The 17808-nt window shown below is 37.3% G+C and carries 16 protein-coding genes; 11 read left to right on the forward strand and 5 right to left on the reverse strand.

The window, feature by feature from the left end; genetic code table 11:
• Positions 1–312: 312 nt before the first annotated feature.
• Together QSG86_RS10285 and brnQ are read right to left on the reverse strand one after the other, a co-directional pair.
• Positions 313–552 (reverse strand): hypothetical protein, encoded by a 240-nt coding sequence (locus QSG86_RS10285; RefSeq protein WP_317031404.1) that lies wholly within the window; start codon positions 550–552, stop codon positions 313–315.
• Between the two features lie 407 nt (positions 553–959).
• On the reverse strand, positions 960–2252 hold the full coding sequence (brnQ, locus tag QSG86_RS10290; RefSeq protein WP_317031405.1) for a branched-chain amino acid transport system II carrier protein: 1293 nt from the start codon (positions 2250–2252) through the stop codon (positions 960–962).
• A gap of 315 nt (positions 2253–2567) precedes the next feature.
• Here brnQ and map point away from each other — a divergent pair, with 315 nt between their 5' ends.
• The gene (gene map / locus QSG86_RS10295) at positions 2568–3362 is read left to right on the forward strand and encodes a type I methionyl aminopeptidase (RefSeq protein WP_317031406.1); all 795 of its coding nucleotides are present in this window, start codon (positions 2568–2570) and stop codon (positions 3360–3362) included.
• A 175-nt stretch (positions 3363–3537) separates the two neighbouring features.
• Here map and QSG86_RS10300 read toward each other — a convergent pair whose 3' ends face one another.
• Positions 3538–4437, reverse strand: a complete 900-nt coding sequence (locus QSG86_RS10300) for a LysR family transcriptional regulator (RefSeq protein WP_317031407.1) — start codon at positions 4435–4437, stop codon at positions 3538–3540.
• 138 nt (positions 4438–4575) lie between these two features.
• On the opposite strand from QSG86_RS10300, the gene QSG86_RS10305 reads away from it, so the two are divergent.
• Positions 4576–4908 (forward strand): hypothetical protein, encoded by a 333-nt coding sequence (locus tag QSG86_RS10305; RefSeq protein ID WP_317031408.1) that lies wholly within the window; start codon positions 4576–4578, stop codon positions 4906–4908.
• Between the two features lie 66 nt (positions 4909–4974).
• Here QSG86_RS10305 and glnG read toward each other — a convergent pair whose 3' ends face one another.
• Positions 4975–6447: a nitrogen regulation protein NR(I) gene (glnG, locus tag QSG86_RS10310; protein ID WP_317031409.1), complete on the reverse strand. Its 1473-nt coding sequence runs from the start codon at positions 6445–6447 to the stop codon at positions 4975–4977.
• Positions 6434–7543: a nitrogen regulation protein NR(II) gene (gene glnL / locus QSG86_RS10315; protein ID WP_317031410.1), complete on the reverse strand. Its 1110-nt coding sequence runs from the start codon at positions 7541–7543 to the stop codon at positions 6434–6436. The genes glnG and glnL overlap by 14 nt, the downstream gene beginning before the upstream one ends.
• A gap of 348 nt (positions 7544–7891) precedes the next feature.
• On the opposite strand from glnL, the gene rimO reads away from it, so the two are divergent.
• From rimO to QSG86_RS10360, 9 genes are all read left to right on the forward strand, one after another.
• A complete protein-coding gene (rimO, locus tag QSG86_RS10320) occupies positions 7892–9235 on the forward strand; it encodes a 30S ribosomal protein S12 methylthiotransferase RimO (RefSeq protein WP_317031411.1) in 1344 nt (447 codons plus the stop codon).
• Between the two features lie 47 nt (positions 9236–9282).
• Entirely contained in the window at positions 9283–10011 is a 729-nt protein-coding gene (pyrH, locus tag QSG86_RS10325; RefSeq protein ID WP_317031412.1) for a UMP kinase, read from the forward strand.
• 80 nt (positions 10012–10091) lie between these two features.
• Entirely contained in the window at positions 10092–10646 is a 555-nt protein-coding gene (gene frr / locus QSG86_RS10330; protein WP_317031413.1) for a ribosome recycling factor, read from the forward strand.
• 4 nt (positions 10647–10650) lie between these two features.
• The gene (gene uppS / locus QSG86_RS10335) at positions 10651–11403 is read left to right on the forward strand and encodes a polyprenyl diphosphate synthase (RefSeq protein WP_317031414.1); all 753 of its coding nucleotides are present in this window, start codon (positions 10651–10653) and stop codon (positions 11401–11403) included.
• 3 nt (positions 11404–11406) lie between these two features.
• Positions 11407–12231 carry a phosphatidate cytidylyltransferase gene (locus QSG86_RS10340; protein WP_317031415.1) on the forward strand — a complete coding sequence of 275 codons (825 nt, stop codon included), beginning with the start codon at positions 11407–11409 and terminating at the stop codon, positions 12229–12231.
• Positions 12232–13419 carry a 1-deoxy-D-xylulose-5-phosphate reductoisomerase gene (gene ispC / locus QSG86_RS10345; RefSeq protein WP_317031416.1) on the forward strand — a complete coding sequence of 396 codons (1188 nt, stop codon included), beginning with the start codon at positions 12232–12234 and terminating at the stop codon, positions 13417–13419.
• Positions 13420–13429: 10 nt separating this feature from the next.
• Positions 13430–14785 carry an RIP metalloprotease RseP gene (gene rseP / locus QSG86_RS10350; protein WP_317031417.1) on the forward strand — a complete coding sequence of 452 codons (1356 nt, stop codon included), beginning with the start codon at positions 13430–13432 and terminating at the stop codon, positions 14783–14785.
• 80 nt (positions 14786–14865) lie between these two features.
• Positions 14866–17274, forward strand: a complete 2409-nt coding sequence (bamA, locus tag QSG86_RS10355) for an outer membrane protein assembly factor BamA (protein ID WP_410487491.1) — start codon at positions 14866–14868, stop codon at positions 17272–17274.
• Positions 17275–17317: 43 nt separating this feature from the next.
• Positions 17318–17806, forward strand: a complete 489-nt coding sequence (locus tag QSG86_RS10360) for an OmpH family outer membrane protein (protein ID WP_317031419.1) — start codon at positions 17318–17320, stop codon at positions 17804–17806.
• Positions 17807–17808 lie beyond the last annotated feature (2 nt).

The following is a 17808-nucleotide window of genomic DNA, read 5'->3' on the forward strand; positions in this document are numbered from 1 at the left end:
ATGATGGCTGATATTGGATGGGCTATCACAAATGTTGATGCTATAAAAATAAAAATCATGTGTATTGAACCTGATTCAGCATATTTATGCTGACAATCATATTGTCAATCAAAAATAGTCAAATGATTTATTTCGTCATGATTATGTTGTTGTTTGGCGCTAGATTTTATATTTGAAGTTTGGGCGGGGATCAATCTAATGCGCTAATGTCTGTAAAAAGGCTGGCTTTATTTAATGATAATTATATTAATTTAAACAAGAGATATGATAATTTTACTGTTGATTCCAAATGGATGCTAAGCATCCATTTGGCTAATCAACCATTTGGCTTTTTAAGCTTTTGCGCTGTTTATGGTCAATGATGTTCCATAAAGCAAAGGCCAAAGACACAATAAATGCGTATAAGAAAAATTCGGGTCTTAAATTTCCTTGAATGAGACCATGAAAGGCCAAAATAACCATCAGTGCAAATGTTGTACTGAAATAAGTTACCATATGTTTGGTCTTCAGAGCGTCAATGAAGACTTGCTTATTGAAATGTGTTGATAACATCTCCATTCCTCCTTTGATCGAAACTTAAACTTTCTGTCATAATGCGGTAACAGAAAATAAGTATATGACTGTACTCGTTAATTACTATTATTTCAACATGTAATGGTATTATTTCGTGAATAAATGAAAAAAATATGGGTTTATTGGGGTTTTATGTAATATTAAGTGGTGTTTATGTTGAGCTAAAGCCCATAATCCTGATGAAATATTATCGCTGAGTGGTATTTTTATACTGAAAATGATAGCTCTATCATAAAATAATCGTGGATGATCTTTGTAGATTATGGCGAGTAGCTTGACAAATGACAAACAATAAAAGCCTGTTTGGGTAAAACGAGACCGTTATTGAATCATTTAAAATAATATTTGGATAAAATATATTTTAAGATATGTCATTCGATTGGGGGTTATGGTTTAACCCGATCGTATATAACGCAAATAATCAATACGATGCTAGATGGAATTAGCCAAGCAAGGTTTTGTTCGCTTAATGGTAGTTCGGTTAAAAAGCGAGGTAAATAATGTGCTAAATCAGCGACTTTTAAACCATCAATGATACCAAATATAAAGGATACCGCTGTTACGGGAGCAATGACGCGTGAAGGATTTTTAAAGTATTTCCAGAAAAATCCAAGTACAATAACCACGATAGCAGGGGGATAGATAGCGCTTAATACAGGTACTGAAACAGCAATCAGTTTTGTTAAACCTAAATTGGAAATAATAAATGAAAAACCAATAAGAATAAAAACAAAAGCTTTATAAGAAATTTTACTGATACTGGAGAAATAATCTGCACATGCACACGTTAGGCCAATAGCGGTGACCATACAGGCAATAAAAATCATGGCAGATAGAAAGTATGCACCAATATTACCAAATGCATGTTGTACATAGGCATGTAAAATAATGGCACCATTTGCTGCATTTGGTGCAATTTCATGGCTTCCCATTCCCAGTTTAAATAAACTGAGATAAACCAGTGTTAAACCAATACCTGAGATAATACTGGCAATTACGGCATATTTGGTAATGAGCTTTTTGTCTGTGATACCACGAGAGGTAATGGCACGGACAATAACAATTCCAAATACCAATGCACCAAGAGTATCCATGGTTAAATAGCCGTTCACAAAGCCTTCAGATACAGGACTGGTAACATAATTATTAACAGCAGGGTGAATCAGCCCTGCAGGAATAATAATTGCAGATGCACCGAGTATAATTAAAGATAAAATCTTTAATGGTGATAACACATAGCCGACTGTATCTAAAATTTTATTCGGATAGAGTGAAATGAGTGTCACGACTGAGAAGTAAATTAAACTATAAATCAGTAAGCTACTTGATGAATTGCCAAAATAGGCAGAAAAGCCAATTTCATATGAAACTGTTGCTGTTCGGGGAGTGGCAAATAGTGGACCAACGGCAAGATAACATACAATGGTTAAAATAATACTGGCAATTTTACCTAAGGGCGAGCTTAAGAGCTGGATTGAACCTTCAACCCGAGATAGTGCGATAATGGTAATTACGGGTAAGCCTACTGCTGTAATTAAAAAACCACCAGCAGCAAGCCATACATGTTCACCTGCTTGTTGAGCAACAATAGGAGGGAAGATAATATTGCCTGCACCAATAAAGAGTGCAAAGGTCATAAAACCTAAAGCAATCGTATCCCGAGTACGTAAATGCGTCATAGAGGGAGATCGGCTAACAAAAAAAGTCGATTTTAGTGCAATCTCTCAATTATTTCTAATCTATTTCACCATCATCTATTGTTTGTTATGGGTGTTGCTGGCCAAAAAGACTGATATTGATTATATTTTTTTTATAATCAATTGTTTTTAAATTATATTTTTTCTATGAGTTATTTTTTTTTAAGATTGAAGCTGGAATATAGCAGCAACTTAACTGTTGTTAAAGTACACAATTAACTGAGCATCATTGATGTTTTTGTTACAAGGCTTGAATTGGATTATACTAGGTCAGTTTTTCAATCTGGGGCTATGATCATGAGATCTTCCACTGTTAAAATTAAAACTGAGCAAGATATTGAGCACTTAAGAGTTTCGGGTCGTCTTGCTGCTCAAGTTTTAGAGATGATAGGGGAATATGTTAAGCCTGGAGTGACGACAGAGTACCTTGATGATATTTGTTATGATTTTATTGTAAATACTTTAAAGGTTATTCCTGCAAACGTGGGTTATTGTGGCTATAGTAAAACCACGTGCATTTCCAAAAATGAAGTTGTTTGTCACGGTATTCCTTCCGAAAAAATTGTGCTTGAAGATGGCGATATTATTAATATTGATGTTGCGATTATCAAAGATGGTTATTTTGGTGATACCAGTCGAATGTATTATGTCGGACAGGTCAATGCGGCAGCAAAAAAATTATGCGATACCACTTATGAGGCAATGGTTGCAGGTATTCATGCTGTTAAGCCGGGCGCAACCTTGGGGGATATTGGTTATGCTATTCAATCTGTGGCACATCGAGAAGGCTATACGGTAGTGCAAGATTACTGTGGTCATGGTATTGGTCAAGTCTATCATGAAGCACCGAGTGTTTTACATTATGGTACACCCGGTCATGGTTTAGTTCTTAAAGCAGGAATGGTATTTACCATCGAGCCTATGATTAATGCAGGTAAACCTGCAGTTAAAGAATTAAATGATGGTTGGACTGTGGTCACAAAAGATAAGTCATTATCTGCACAGTGGGAACATATGGTCGCGGTGACGGAGACTGGCTTTGAACTCTTAACACCTTGGCCAGAAGGTGTAGGGTCCTATGCAGAGATTTAAGGGATGATTTTTCTAAAAGGATAACTGCTTTTAGTTGCTGATTTTGTCATCATAACGTCACATTATGTGCCAGTGGTGAAGCTGATTTTGTTTGGTTTAATTTGATCAATAGGGAGCGTTGATGATTGGCCATCAATCCATGGTTTAAATCTCAACTTTCCCTAATGTTGTTTTGTTAATATTGGTTTAGTTTATCAACTAAAAAATCAATTAAAATACGCACAGCTGGCAGCATACCGCGTTTAGATGGATAGACTGCATGGAAAATTCCATGTGGTGCTTTCCAATCTGGTAATACGCGAATAAATTGTCCAGATTGAATAAATTGTTCTGCAATCGTGTCAGGTAATAAGGCAACACCGCAATTTTGGCTGACTAGATTGGCTAACATTTGCAAATCAGAGCCCATCACAATCGGCGAAATTTTAATTTTTTTCTGATGATTTGCTCGGTTGTAAACCGTAATTTGCTGGTCGAGATGTTCCTCGTTCATGGTCAGTATGCGATGTTCAGTTAAGTCTTCAGGTTGTTTAATATCGCCATATTCATTTAAATAGGCTTGTGTTGTAAAGAGGTGTTGTTCGATATTGCGAAAACGCCGAATCACTAAACTCGGGTCATCATCTAGACTTGATCTTACTCTAAGTGCAATATCGATTCCTTCATTAATAATATCCACTCGACGATTAGTCACCAGCATTTGTAGTTTTATTTCAGGATATTTTTTAATAAATTCAGGTAGAATATCTGACATTTCACGTTGTGCAATGCTCATTGGTACACTGATTTTAATCACACCACGTGGTTGTGTACTTAAATGATCTACTAAATTATGAGCAGCTTGAGCTGCATTAATCATGACTTGTGCGTGGCGATAAACATTCATACCAATGTCGGTGACAGCAAAATGTCTTGAACTTCTTTGTATGAGTCGAACGCCCATTTTTTCTTCTAAATTATAAACTCTGCGACTTAATTTAGATTTTGGGATATCTGTTGCACGTTCAGCAGCACTGAAACCACCGTGTTCAACTACCAGTGCAAAGCAATAAAAATCATCTAAATCTGATAGCATTGAGTATTCTCATTATAGAACAGTTTATCTATTAAAGGTTAGATTGTTCTATAAAGTCAATTTTTTTATGTATTTTGTCTTGTCTGTGGTGAAGATTGAACTTTACAATTAATATGGTGTCATAAGGAAAGATGTATCATGAGCTGTCAAGTGATAAAATTAGATATTCAGGCCACCGATGATGTCGTCTGTCCGCATTGTAAGCATAGGGTAATTGATTGGTCTAATGAGCAATATATCCAGCCATGTCAGCATGTTCTATTTATTGCGATGGATATTGGTTTTGAATATATTACAGATGAATTTGAAACAACGATGTCTCGTTGTGTAGATGAATTGCATGAGCATGACGATCAGGTTGTTATTTTAGATGAACTAAAAGCCTCAACATATCCTGATTTTTTAATCCTGCAATCTGATTTGGGTGTTCAGGGTTATTCACGCTATAGTGGATTTATCGCAAAAAAATAATGCTTTTAGCGAATAAAAAGCTTCATCAGTACGATAAAGAACTCAAGAAGCTTTTTATGTCAGTCATTAGTTTTCGATTTCTTCCTCAATTTCATCGTCAGCAGAATCCATACCTAACTCTTTGAGCTTGCGTGTGAGTGTATTACGTCCCCAACCCAACAGCTCTGCTGCATGACGTTTTCGGCCATGTGTTTGTTGTAAAGCAGCATTAATGAGTGTACGTTCAAACATTGGAATAGCAATATCCAATAACTTCATTTCACCATTTTGTAGTTTTTTGATGGCCCATTGATTGAGCAGTTCGTCCCAGTGGTGAATGGCGATTTGTTCAATATTTGGTGGGTTTTGATGGCCATCTGTTTTGTGCAGAGGAATTTGTTTAAGCTCTGAAGGAAGATCTTCTGGATATACTTCACGTCCAGTAATCATCACAGTCAACCAACGGCAGGTGTTCTCTAATTGGCGTACATTACCAGGCCATGGTAGTTGCTGGATATATTCTTGAGTCTCTGGGCGTAGAATTTTAGGACTAACACTTAATTCTTTACCTGCACGTGCCAGAAAGTGATTGGCAAGCATAGGAATATCTTCGCTACGGTGTGCTAACTTTGGAATATGAATCCGGATGACGTTAAGGCGGTGATATAAATCTTCACGGAAACGTCCTTCATGGACTAATTTTTCAAGGTCTTGATGGGTAGCAGCGACAATACGTACATCGACTTTGACTGGAATATGTCCGCCAACACGATAAAACTCACCATCCGCTAAAACACGTAATAAGCGTGTTTGAGTTTCAAATGGCATGTCACCGATTTCATCTAAAAATAATGTTCCGGCATTGGCTTGTTCGAAACGTCCCTGACGCTGAATATTGGCACCTGTAAAAGCCCCTTTTTCATGTCCAAATAATTCAGTTTCAATTAAATCTTTAGGAATGGCCGCCATGTTTAAGGCAATAAAAGGTTTGCTACTACGTGGTGAATGGCGATGTAGTGCGTGTGCAACTAATTCTTTACCTGTTCCAGATTCCCCATTGATCAAGACGGTAATATGGGATTGTGAAAGGCGACCAATTGCGCGAAATACTTCCTGCATAGCAGGTGATTCACCAATAATCTCAGTGGATGGAATAGGCTGTGTTTTTGCAGATTCTTGTTGTTGCAGCTTATTAATATGTAGAATCGCCCGGTTGACTAAAGCCAAAGCTTCATCAATATCAAAAGGTTTAGGTAAATACTCAAAAGCACCTGTTTGATAACTTGAAACAGCAGACTCTAAATCTGAATGTGCTGTCATAATGATGACTGGAAGCTCTGGATGGCTGGCTTTTACTTTGCCTAAAAATGTTAAGCCATCAATGCCAGGCATACGAATATCAGTGAGAATAACATCAGGTGTATCTTTGTTGAGTTGGTCTAGGGCGGACTGTGCTTCTTCAAAGCTAATCACGTCTAAGCCTTCTTCCCTAAAGGTCTTTTCTAGTACCCAACGCATGGCACGATCATCATCAATGACCCATATTTTATTTCGCGACATGATCTGACTCCCAAGGTAAATATAAGCTAAAAACTGTTTTTCCAGAAACTGATTGGCATTCAACCATTCCATTGTGCTGATGCATGATGTTTTGAGCAATACTGAGACCAAGTCCAGTTCCTTTTGCTCTAGAGGTAACTAATGGATAGAAAATGGATTCTAAAATTTCTTCTGCTACGCCAGGGCCGTTGTCTTCAATATCGATACGTACCGCAGAACGATTGAGAGCACCATTGATGGTAACCAAACGTTGAATGCGTGTTCTTAAAATAAGTTCTGGTTGATGAGAACTGTAAAAATCAGGATGTTCCATCATTGCCTGAATTGCATTGACGCTAATATTTAACATCACTTGAATAAGTTGATCGCGATCTGCATTGACTTCTGGTAAAGAGAGATCGTAATCACGAATAATTTTTACTCTTTTTTTAGTTTGATTGACAATCAGCGAGCGTACACGTTCCAGCGGCTCATGAACATTTACAGGCTGATAGCTGGGTAATTGTCTAGAACCCAACATCGTATCTGCTAAATTACGTAAACGGTCGACTTCATTGATAATAATATCTGTAAACTCAGCATACTGCGGGTCATTCAGGCTTCTTGCTAATAATTGTGTGGCACCACGAATGCCGCCCAGAGGATTTTTGATTTCATGAGCAACACCACGAATTAATTGTCGCGCAATTTGATGTTGTTGCATTAGATTTTCTTCTTTGGAGATCTTTAGCATACGATCAATTGGGTTTAGCTCAATCAGCAATAATGGATGGTAAGGTCGGTTATAGTTGAGTAGGGAAACAGAATAATCCACATGAATATCTTTAAAATTCACATTAATAGTTGCATCACGTCGTGTATAGGGTTGACCTGTACTCAGTGTATTTTTTAGCGCTTCTTCGGTATTAAACTCGTCACTCGGTACTTTTAATAGGTTTAATACAGGCGTGCCAGATGCACGTAATAAACTAATGTCAAACAAAGCTTCACATGATGAATTTAAATAAAAAATATTTAACTGACTATCAACCAATAGAATTGCAATCGATAAATTATCAACCAATAAACGGTGATCAATGATAGGGGCATGATCCATTAGCGAAAAATTCCTGTATTAAAAAAACGCCATGGCATCTTCATAAAGCAATATATTTCCAAACAAAGAATACAATTGATGCAGTATAAGCAAAATGCACGCCAACTTCTGTTTTGCCTTAAAATAATGATTACTTTTAGATAAAAATGCCCTGAAATTGCTCTATATAGCAACGTATAACTGATCAAGGATACAATGTAAATTATTGCTGAGCAAAAACAGTGCATTTGTCATAATGTGTTTAAATTGTGGCTGTATTTTGGTGCATCATACAAAGAGTCACCAATTCAACTGTTTTTATTTTAAGAAAAGTCATACAATACGCCCATTCTAGTGGAGCAGAGATTCATGAAGTCCCCCAAAGTCGGTTTTGTATCTTTAGGTTGTCCTAAGGCATTGGTAGATTCTGAACGAATTTTAACTCAGTTAAAAACTGAGGGTTATGATGTTGCATCAGATTATGATGGTGCAGATTTGGTTGTTGTTAATACATGTGGTTTTATTGAGTCTGCCGTACAAGAGTCTTTAGACGCTATTGGTGAAGCAATGAGTGCCAATGGTCGAGTCATTGTCACTGGTTGCTTGGGTAAAGATGAAGATAAAATTCGTCAAATGCATCCCAATGTTTTAAAAGTGACAGGTGCAGCAGCCTATCAAGAAGTGATGGAGGCTGTACATGAGTATGTCCCTGAGCCACCTAAACATAATCCATTTATTGATCTTGTACCTGAACAAGGCATTCGTTTAACTCCGAAACATTATGCTTATCTGAAAATTTCAGAAGGCTGTAACCATCGTTGTACTTTCTGTATCATTCCAAGCATGCGTGGTGACTTGGTTTCTCGACCAGTAGGTTCAGTCTTGAGTGAAGCACAAGCCTTAAAAAATGCAGGTGTTAAAGAAGTTCTGGTTATTTCACAAGATACTTCAGCATATGGTCTGGATACGAAATATAAATTAGACTTCTGGAATGGCCAACCGGTTAAAACCAAATTTTATGACATGTGTGAAGCATTGGGGCAATTGGGTATCTGGGTGCGGTTGCATTATGTTTATCCTTATCCTCATGTCGATGCAGTCATTGATCTCATGGCACAAGGGAAAATTTTACCTTATCTGGATATTCCTTTTCAGCATGCCAGTCCTAAAATATTAAAATTGATGAAGCGACCAGCACACAGTGAAAATACTTTAGCACGTTTAAAACTATGGCGTGAAAAGTGTCCTGAATTGGTGATCCGCTCTACTTTTGTGGTAGGTTTTCCGGGTGAAACCGAAGAAGATTTCCAAATTTTATTAGACTGGTTACAAGAAGCTCAACTTGATCGAGTAGGTTGTTTTACCTATTCACCAGTAGAGGGTGCAACAGCCAATGATTTGCCAGATCATGTGCCTGAAGAGATTAAACAGCAGCGTTATGAACGTTTTATGCAAGTTCAACAACAAATTTCAGCAGCTAAATTACAAAAGCGCATTGGTCAAACGATGACAGTTCTGGTTGATGATCTAGAAGAAGAATATCCTGTTGCTGTTGCGCGTTCTTATGCAGATGCACCTGAAATTGATGGCAACGTATTTGTCGAAGATATTGATAAATCTCAAATCAAAGCTGGTGATGTGCTGGAAGTTAAAATTACAGATGCAGATGAATATGATTTATTTGCACAGTTAATTCGGATTAAATCAGCTTAATTATTGAAAAATATCAAATAAATTTTAGGTAAATTGGAGTTTTAATCATGCTTGATTCAAAAAAGCCGCGTTATGACCGTATTTTGCTCAAACTTTCTGGTGAAGCTTTGGCAGGCAATAAAGACATGGGGATTGATGCTCAGGTATTAGATCAAATGTCACTGGCGATTGCACATTTGGTTGGTCTGGGTGTTCAGGTCGGTATTGTTGTGGGAGGAGGGAATCTTTATCGCGGTAGCCAGCTACAGCAAGATGGTTTAGTTGGACGTGTCACTGGTGATCAAATGGGGATGCTTGCAACCGTCATGAATGGTTTGGCAATGCGTGATGCCTTAGTCCGTCGCAATATTAAAACACGTCTGATGTCAGCTTTACCGATTGGTACTGTGGTTGAATCTTATTCTAGTCGTGATGCGATTCGTCATTTAACTCAAGGTGAAGTCTGTGTATTTGTTGCGGGTACGGGTAATCCATTTTTTACCACTGATACTGCAGCATGTTTGCGTGGTATTGAAATTGAGGCAAGTTTAATTCTTAAAGCCACCAAAGTAGATGGTGTGTACAATAAAGATCCAAGTAAGTATGATGATGCAGTTAAATATGACACATTATCATTTGATCAAGTATTGGATGAAAAGTTAGGGGTGATGGATTTGACAGCAATTTGTCTTTGCCGTGACCACAAGGTACCACTGCAAGTGTTTGACATGAACAAGTCAGGTGCACTACTTTCTGTTGTTATGGGTGAAAAAGAAGGGACTCTCGTTACGAATTAATGTACGAGAGGCGTAAAGCACCTTATACTAGTCAACATTTTATCAATTACATCATTTTAGAATTAAGTAAGGAAGATCATATGATTAACGATCTTAAAAAAGACGGCGAACAGCGTATGCAAAAGACTTTAGAGTCTTTAGATCAAGGTTTTGCTAAGGTTCGTACTGGGCGTGCTCACCCATCTATTTTAAATGGTGTGATGGTTCCTTACTATGGCTCAGATGTTCCATTAAATCAAGTTGCAAACGTTGGTGTCGAAGATTCGCGTACACTCATTGTTCAACCATTTGAACGTACGATGGTATCCGCGATTGATAAGGCGATTCGTGAATCAGACCTTGGTTTAAATCCAGTAACAGCTGATACGATTCGTGTCCCGCTGGCTGCATTGACTGAAGAAACACGTCGTGATATGCAAAAAGTTGCACGTTCAGAAGCGGAAAATGCTAAAGTTGCACTGCGTAATATTCGTCGTGATATCTTAGGTGATATCAAAACATTATTGAAAGAAAAAGAAATTTCTGAAGATGATGAGCGTCGTGCAGGTGATGAAGTTCAAAAAATGACAGATAAATATGTTGCTGAAGTCGATAAGCGTCTAGCGGCAAAAGAAAATGAATTGATGAAGGTCTAAATCTATGACCTTGATTGAAGATACTCAGAATCTTCCAAAGCATGTTGCCATCATTATGGATGGCAACAACCGTTTTGCCAAAAAAAATCACATGTCACCAGGTGATGGGCATCGAGAAGGTAAAAATATTCTTGATCCTATTGTTGAATTTTGTTGTCAGCAAAAAATTCAGGCACTCACGGTTTTTGCTTTTTCTACTGAGAATTGGAATCGACCACAATTTGAAGTAGATTTGTTAATGCAATTGTTTGAAGATACAATTTACGAACAAATTCAGCGTATGGCAAAATACAATATTGCTTTTCGTTTTATTGGTGATCGGTCTAAATTATCAGAAAAATTACAAGCATTGATGCTGGAAGCTGAGCAAAAAACACCGCAAAATGTTGCAATGGTACTCACTATTGCAATGAGTTATGGGGGAATGTGGGATATTGCCCAAGCTGCAAAGCAATTAGCACAGGATGTGGTTGATCATAAAATTAATATAAATCAAATTGATGAAAATATTTTTGCTCAATATGTCTGTTTATCTGATTTGCCACCTGTAGATTTATTAATTCGTACAGGAGGGGATTATCGGATTTCTAATTTTCTTCTTTGGCAAACAGCATATGCTGAATTGTATTTTACACCAACCTTATGGCCTGAATTTACAGTTGAAGAAATGTTAAATGCTTTTGCTATTTTTTCTAGACGGGAAAGGCGTTTTGGTAAAACTTCTGAACAAACTCAGCAAGTTAAACTTGAGAAATAATACATGTTAGAGCGGATTATTACCGCATTAATATTGGTTGCTGTGGTATTGAGTTGCATGTTTGCAACTCCATCACAGTATCCTATGTTGATGTTAATGATTGTTGCAGCAGGGGTTGCAGGTTATGAGTGGTTTAAACTCATGCCAAGAAAAACAAATAATTTTATCAAATCCAAATCTTGGTTTTTTGGTTTATTGACAGTACTGATTTCTGCACTCGCATTGCATTATAGTGAAATAGCACTCTTCTTATGGTGCTTATCGATTTTAATGTGGTGTATGAGTATTTATTGGGTAAGATCTTACCCAGCATATGATGGTTGGTATAACGCAACGTTACCTTTAATTGGTTTTGTTCTGGTTTCAGCAGCAGTTACGGCTATTTTTAAGCTTTGGACATTCTCTCCTTGGTGGTTGATGTACTTGTTCTTACTGGTATGGGGAGCGGATAGTGGTGCTTATTTTGTTGGCCGTAAATTTGGCCGTAAAAAACTGGCAGCAGCGGTTAGTCCAAATAAATCGGTAGAGGGTTTGTTTGGTGGTGTTATTACTGCATTGTTAATTATTGCAGTGGTTGAATCGATATATTTGGATTTAACCTTGATGGAGCACATGCTTTTTCTTGTTCTGTCAGTTATGACCGTTTTTAGTTCTGTTCTTGGTGATTTACTTGAATCAATGATTAAGCGTCGCGCTGGTATTAAAGACTCAGGCCGTATTTTACCTGGTCATGGTGGTGTTTTAGATCGTATTGATTCATTGCTTGCAGCAGCACCAGTCTTTGCTACAGGAATTTATCTTTTAAAAATTATGGGTGTAAATTTATAAATGTTACAAACTGTTTGTATTTTAGGTGTTACAGGTTCAATTGGTCAAAGTACTTTAAAGATATTAGCACAGCATCCTGATCAGTATTCATTATTTGCAGTGAGTGCTTATAGTCGAATAAATGAACTTGTACACATTTGTAAACAGTTTCGCCCTAAAGTGGTTGTCGTGCCCTCCAGTAAAGTGGATGAATTGCAGCTTAAGTTAAAGGCAGAAAATATTTTAGATATTGCTATAGCGACAGATGAAGCAGGCTTAATTGAAATTGCATCATCTACAGCAGTTGATGTTGTTATGGCTGCAATTGTGGGTGCTGCAGGCTTATTGCCAACCTTGGCAGCTGTAAAGGCTGGTAAGCGTGTTTTACTGGCAAATAAAGAAGCATTGGTGATGTCTGGTGACATTATGATGACGGCTGCACGTGAACATCATGCGTTGTTGTTGCCTGTAGATTCTGAACATAATGCAATTTTTCAATGTTTACCCGCCAATTATTTTCAAACACTCAGAAATGGTCAGCCGCAGTTAGGGGTGTCACAAATTTTGTTAACAGCCTCAGGTGGACCATTTTTAAATCACTCCTTAGCACAACTTCAGCACGTAACACCTGCACAAGCATGTAAGCATCCTAATTGGTCAATGGGCCAAAAAATTTCAGTTGATTCAGCAACTTTAATGAATAAGGGTTTAGAGTTGATCGAGGCTTGTCATTTATTTGCGGTACAAGAACAATTTGTTACAGTAGTGATTCATCCACAAAGTATTATTCATTCTATGGTTCAATATGTGGATGGTTCAACTTTGGCTCAAATGGGAAATCCGGATATGTGTACGCCAATTGCACATGCATTGGCATGGCCTGAGCGCCTGAAAACGCACGTACCCGCGTTAAATTTATTTACCAATCATCATTTAGATTTTTATGCACCAGATACAACCCGTTTTCCGGCTTTAACATTGGCGCGTCATGCAATGAAAGAAGGTGGTTTAGCACCAGCAATTTTAAATGCAGCCAATGAAGTGGCTGTTGCTGCATTTTTAAATCAGCAAATTAAGTTTACTCAGATTGCTGAAATTGTAGAAAGAACTTTAAATCAGGTTGAAAATAGCGCAGTCAATAGTCTAGAGTGGATTATTGATATTGATCAGCAATCAAGACGAGTTGCACAGCAATGGTTAAGCAGTTAGGAGAGATTGCATGAGCATTTTGTTTATTATTATTGCTGCTATTTTATTGCTTGGACCTTTGATTGCAATTCATGAATTTGGTCATTACTTTGTGGCACGTCAATTGGGTGTAAAAGTATTGGTCTATTCAATAGGATTTGGCCCAACCTTGATCAAATGGAAATCAAAAAAATCGGGTATCCAATATCAATTAAGTGCTTTACCTTTCGGCGGTTATGTAAAAATGCTGGATGAGCGTGAGGGCGAGGTACCCGAGCAAGATCTTCCTTACGCTTTTAATCGTCAAAACCCGTGGAAAAGAATTGCGATTGTTGCTGCGGGTCCACTGATTAATCTGGCTTTTGCAATCGTACTATTTTGGATTTTATTTTTACCTGCACAAGAACAATTGAATACACGTGTTGGCGCAATTTTACCGAATACACCAGCTGCTGTAGCACAGATGCAGGTTGGAGATAAAATTACTGCAATTGATAAAACCCCTGTTTCAACATGGGAAAATTTGAATTTTGCATTGGTTGATCGTGCCGGTGAGACAGGAAATATTGATATTGCTGTAGAGCGAAATGGTGTAATCCAAAATTTTAATTTACCAATAGAAAGTTTTCTAAAGGATCAGACCAAGTCACCTTTAGATATACTTGGTTTTACGCCTTATCGTCCATTTATTCCAGCAGTAGTGACCAAGTTGAGTACAGATGGTGCGGCACAACGCCAAGGTATGAAGGAAGGTGACAAAATTGTTGCTATTGATGGCGTAAAAATGAATAATTGGTTTGATGTAGTCAGTATTGTACAAGCATCACCAGAAAAATTATTAAAAATTGATGTGCTTCGAGATCATAAGCTTGTACAGTTACAGATTATGCCACAAGGCAAACCAGATAAAATGGGCAATATGATTGGTATGCTGGGTGTGCAGAGTAATCCAGGTAAAGTCATTATTCCTGAAACATTTAAACAGACGATTCAATATAATCCTGCTGAAGCATTTGTGATGGCTGTCGAAAAAACAGGACAAATTTCTAGCATGATTTTAAATTCTATAGTAAAAATGGTTCGGGGCATGATTGGATTAGAAAATCTATCGGGACCGATTACTATTGCTAAAGTTGCGGGTCAAAGTGCAGAAATGGGGTGGCAAACTTTTATTTCTTTTATGGCATTGATGAGTGTAAGTTTAGGAATTCTAAATTTATTACCGATCCCAATGCTTGATGGTGGGCATTTAGTTTACTATTTTGTAGAACTCATCCGTGGTAAACCTGTTTCTGAACAAGTACATTTAGTTGGTTTGAAAATTGGTATGGTACTGCTGGGTAGCATGATGCTTCTGGCATTATTTAACGACTTTATGCGTTTATAAAACGTGGACAATATAAATTATTGGAACAAATTGGCATGCATCACAAAAATCTTTTTATGCCTTTGGCGCTCATCAGTGCAATGGCAGCAGTACAACAGGTATATGCAGCAGATGAGTTTATTGTACGTGATATTCAAATCGATGGACTTGTAAGATTAACACCAGAAAATGTGTATAGCATGATTCCGGTCAAAGCTGGTGATCGAGTGAATGATGCGACCGTTTCTAATGCCATACGTGCCTTATATGCTACTGGTTTATTTGATGATATTAAATCATCTCGTAATGGTGATACATTAGTTTTTCAAGTGGTCGAGCGCCCATTGATTTCGAAGGTTGAGTTAAAGGGTAATAAGTTAATTCCTAAAGAGGCTTTACAGGAAGGCCTGAAAAAAATGGGAATTGCTGAAGGCGAAGTATTAAATAAAGCGACATTACAAACTTTAGAATCTGAACTTGAACAGCAGTATATGCAACAAGGGCGCTATGAAGCCACTGTTAATGTTAAAACGATACCTCAGCCCAATAATCGTGTTGAATTAATTATTGAATTTGTTGAGGGTAAACCAGCAAAAGTGGTTGACATCAATATTATTGGTAATACGGTATTTACTGAAAGCGAAATCAAACAAGCTTTTGCCATTAAAGAATCGGGCTGGAGCTCTATTGTTAGTGGTAATGACCGTTATGCACGCGAAAAAATGGCGGCCAGTCTAGAAGCGTTAAGAGCGATGTACCTCAATAAAGGCTACATTAATTTTGATATTGTTAACTCACGGTTAAATATTAGCGAAGATAAAAAAAGCATTTTTATTGAAGTAAGTATTAATGAGGGTGAGCAGTTTAAATTTGGTGAAACCAAATTTTTAGGCGATGCCCTGTATAAGCCAGATGAATTAGCAGCATTAAAAATTTATAATGATGGTGATATTTATTCACAGGCCAAAGTGGATGCGGTGAAGCAATTATTATTACGTAAGTATGGTAATGCTGGTTATTATTATGCTGAAGTGAATGTGGTACCACAAATCAATAATGAAACTAAAACAGTTGATTTGAATTACTATATTAACCCTGGTCAGCAAATCACTGTTCGTCGTATTAATTTTACGGGTAACACCAAAACAGCAGATGATGTTTTACGTCGTGAAATGCGTCAAATGGAAGGTGCATTAGCCAGTAATGAAAAAATTGATTTATCTAAGATCCGTTTGGAACGTACTGGATTCTTTAAAACAGTCAATATTGTTCCTGCGCGTGTTCCAACATCGCCTGACCAAGTCGATTTAAATGTCAATGTTGAAGAGCAGCACTCTGGCACAACCACATTGGCGGTCGGTTTCTCGCAAAGTGGTGGTGTGACTTTTCAGGCAGGTTTAAGTCAGACTAACTTTTTTGGTACAGGGAATAGTGTAGCGATTGATCTTTCCCGTTCTCAAACGCAAGATTATTATAATTTAAGTGTTACTGATCCATATTTTACCATTGATGGTGTACGTCGTGGTTATAATATGTATTATCGAAAAACCAAACTCTCAGATAACTATAGTGTTAATAACTATGTGACCGATAGTTATGGTGGTGGTTTAACCTTTGGTTACCCAATTGATGAAAATCAAAGTTTAAGTTTTGGTGTCAATATTGATGAAACTAAAGTGACGACTGGTCCTTATGCTTCAAATTATATTGCGGATTATTTAACATCGAATGGTGGGCGAGAAACAAATTCGGTTACTGAGTGTAAAGTGACCAAGGCTGATGGCACTTGTGCTGAAACTATTACCTATGGTGATCAATATAAAGGGAGCTTCTTAACCTATAATTTAAACTTAGGTTGGTCGTACAATACGTTAAATAGACCCGTATTCCCAACTTCAGGTGTGGCACATCGTGTCAATGGGGAAATTGCACTACCGGGAAGTAAAGTAGAGTATCAAAAAGTAGTTTATGATGCACAAGCCTTTTTGCCATTACCAAAAGATTTTGTACTGCGTGGCTATGGTAAGCTGGGTTATGGTAATGATTTACCATTTTATAAAAACTTCTTTGCAGGTGGTTTTGGATCGGTACGTGGCTATGAAAACAGTACTTTAGGGCCACGTTATAATTCAATTCGTGATGAAGCACTTGGTACTAAGGATAGTGATCCAGATAGTGTTGGTGGTAATGCCTTGGTACAATTCGGAACTGAATTGGCTATTCCATTGCCATTTAAAGGTGATTGGACACGCCAGGTTCGCCCTGTGATTTTTGCAGAAGGTGCACAGGTGTTTGATACACAATGTAGCAAAATCTCTAATCAAACTTTACGACAGGATTGTAAAGATAATTATGAGTTTGATTTAGGTAACTTACGCTATAGTGTTGGCGTTGGCTTTACTTGGATTACCATGATTGGACCCTTATCTCTTAGCTATGCTTATCCACTTAATGATAAAAAAGGCGATGATACTAAGAGTATCCAATTTGAAATCGGTCGTACTTTCTAAGTACGACTTTATTAATTCTATTTAATTAGGAAATTTATATAAAATGAAAAAATTAATATTATCTATGCTTGTTGGATTATCTTTTACTGCAGTACAAGCTGCTGATATCGGTGTTGTTGATATTGCCAAAGTGGTACAAAGCAGCAGTTATTTAAAACAACAAGAATCATCTTTACAACAATCTGTAAAACCGCAAACAACGCAAATTGAGCAATTGCAGAAAGAGTTAACAGCATTGCAGCAAAAGGCACAAACAGCAAAATTAACAGATGCTGAAAAGAAAAAAATGACTGAAGAGTTTCAGGCTAAAGTGACTCAATTAGAAAAATTACAACAAGATGTTCAGGCTAAAGTACAAAAGTCTATGCAAGCAACCAATCAGAATTTTGAAACACAAGTAAAAACAGTTGCTGAACAATTACGCAAAGAAAATAAATTAGATGCTGTTTTGAATAAAACAGCAGTATTAGCATTTGACCCGAGTAGTGATTTAACTGATAAAATGGTGCAAAAGGTTAATGCAATGAAGTAACA

Source organism: Acinetobacter sp. SAAs474 (assembly GCF_032823475.1).
Taxonomy (GTDB): Bacteria; Pseudomonadota; Gammaproteobacteria; order Pseudomonadales; family Moraxellaceae; genus Acinetobacter.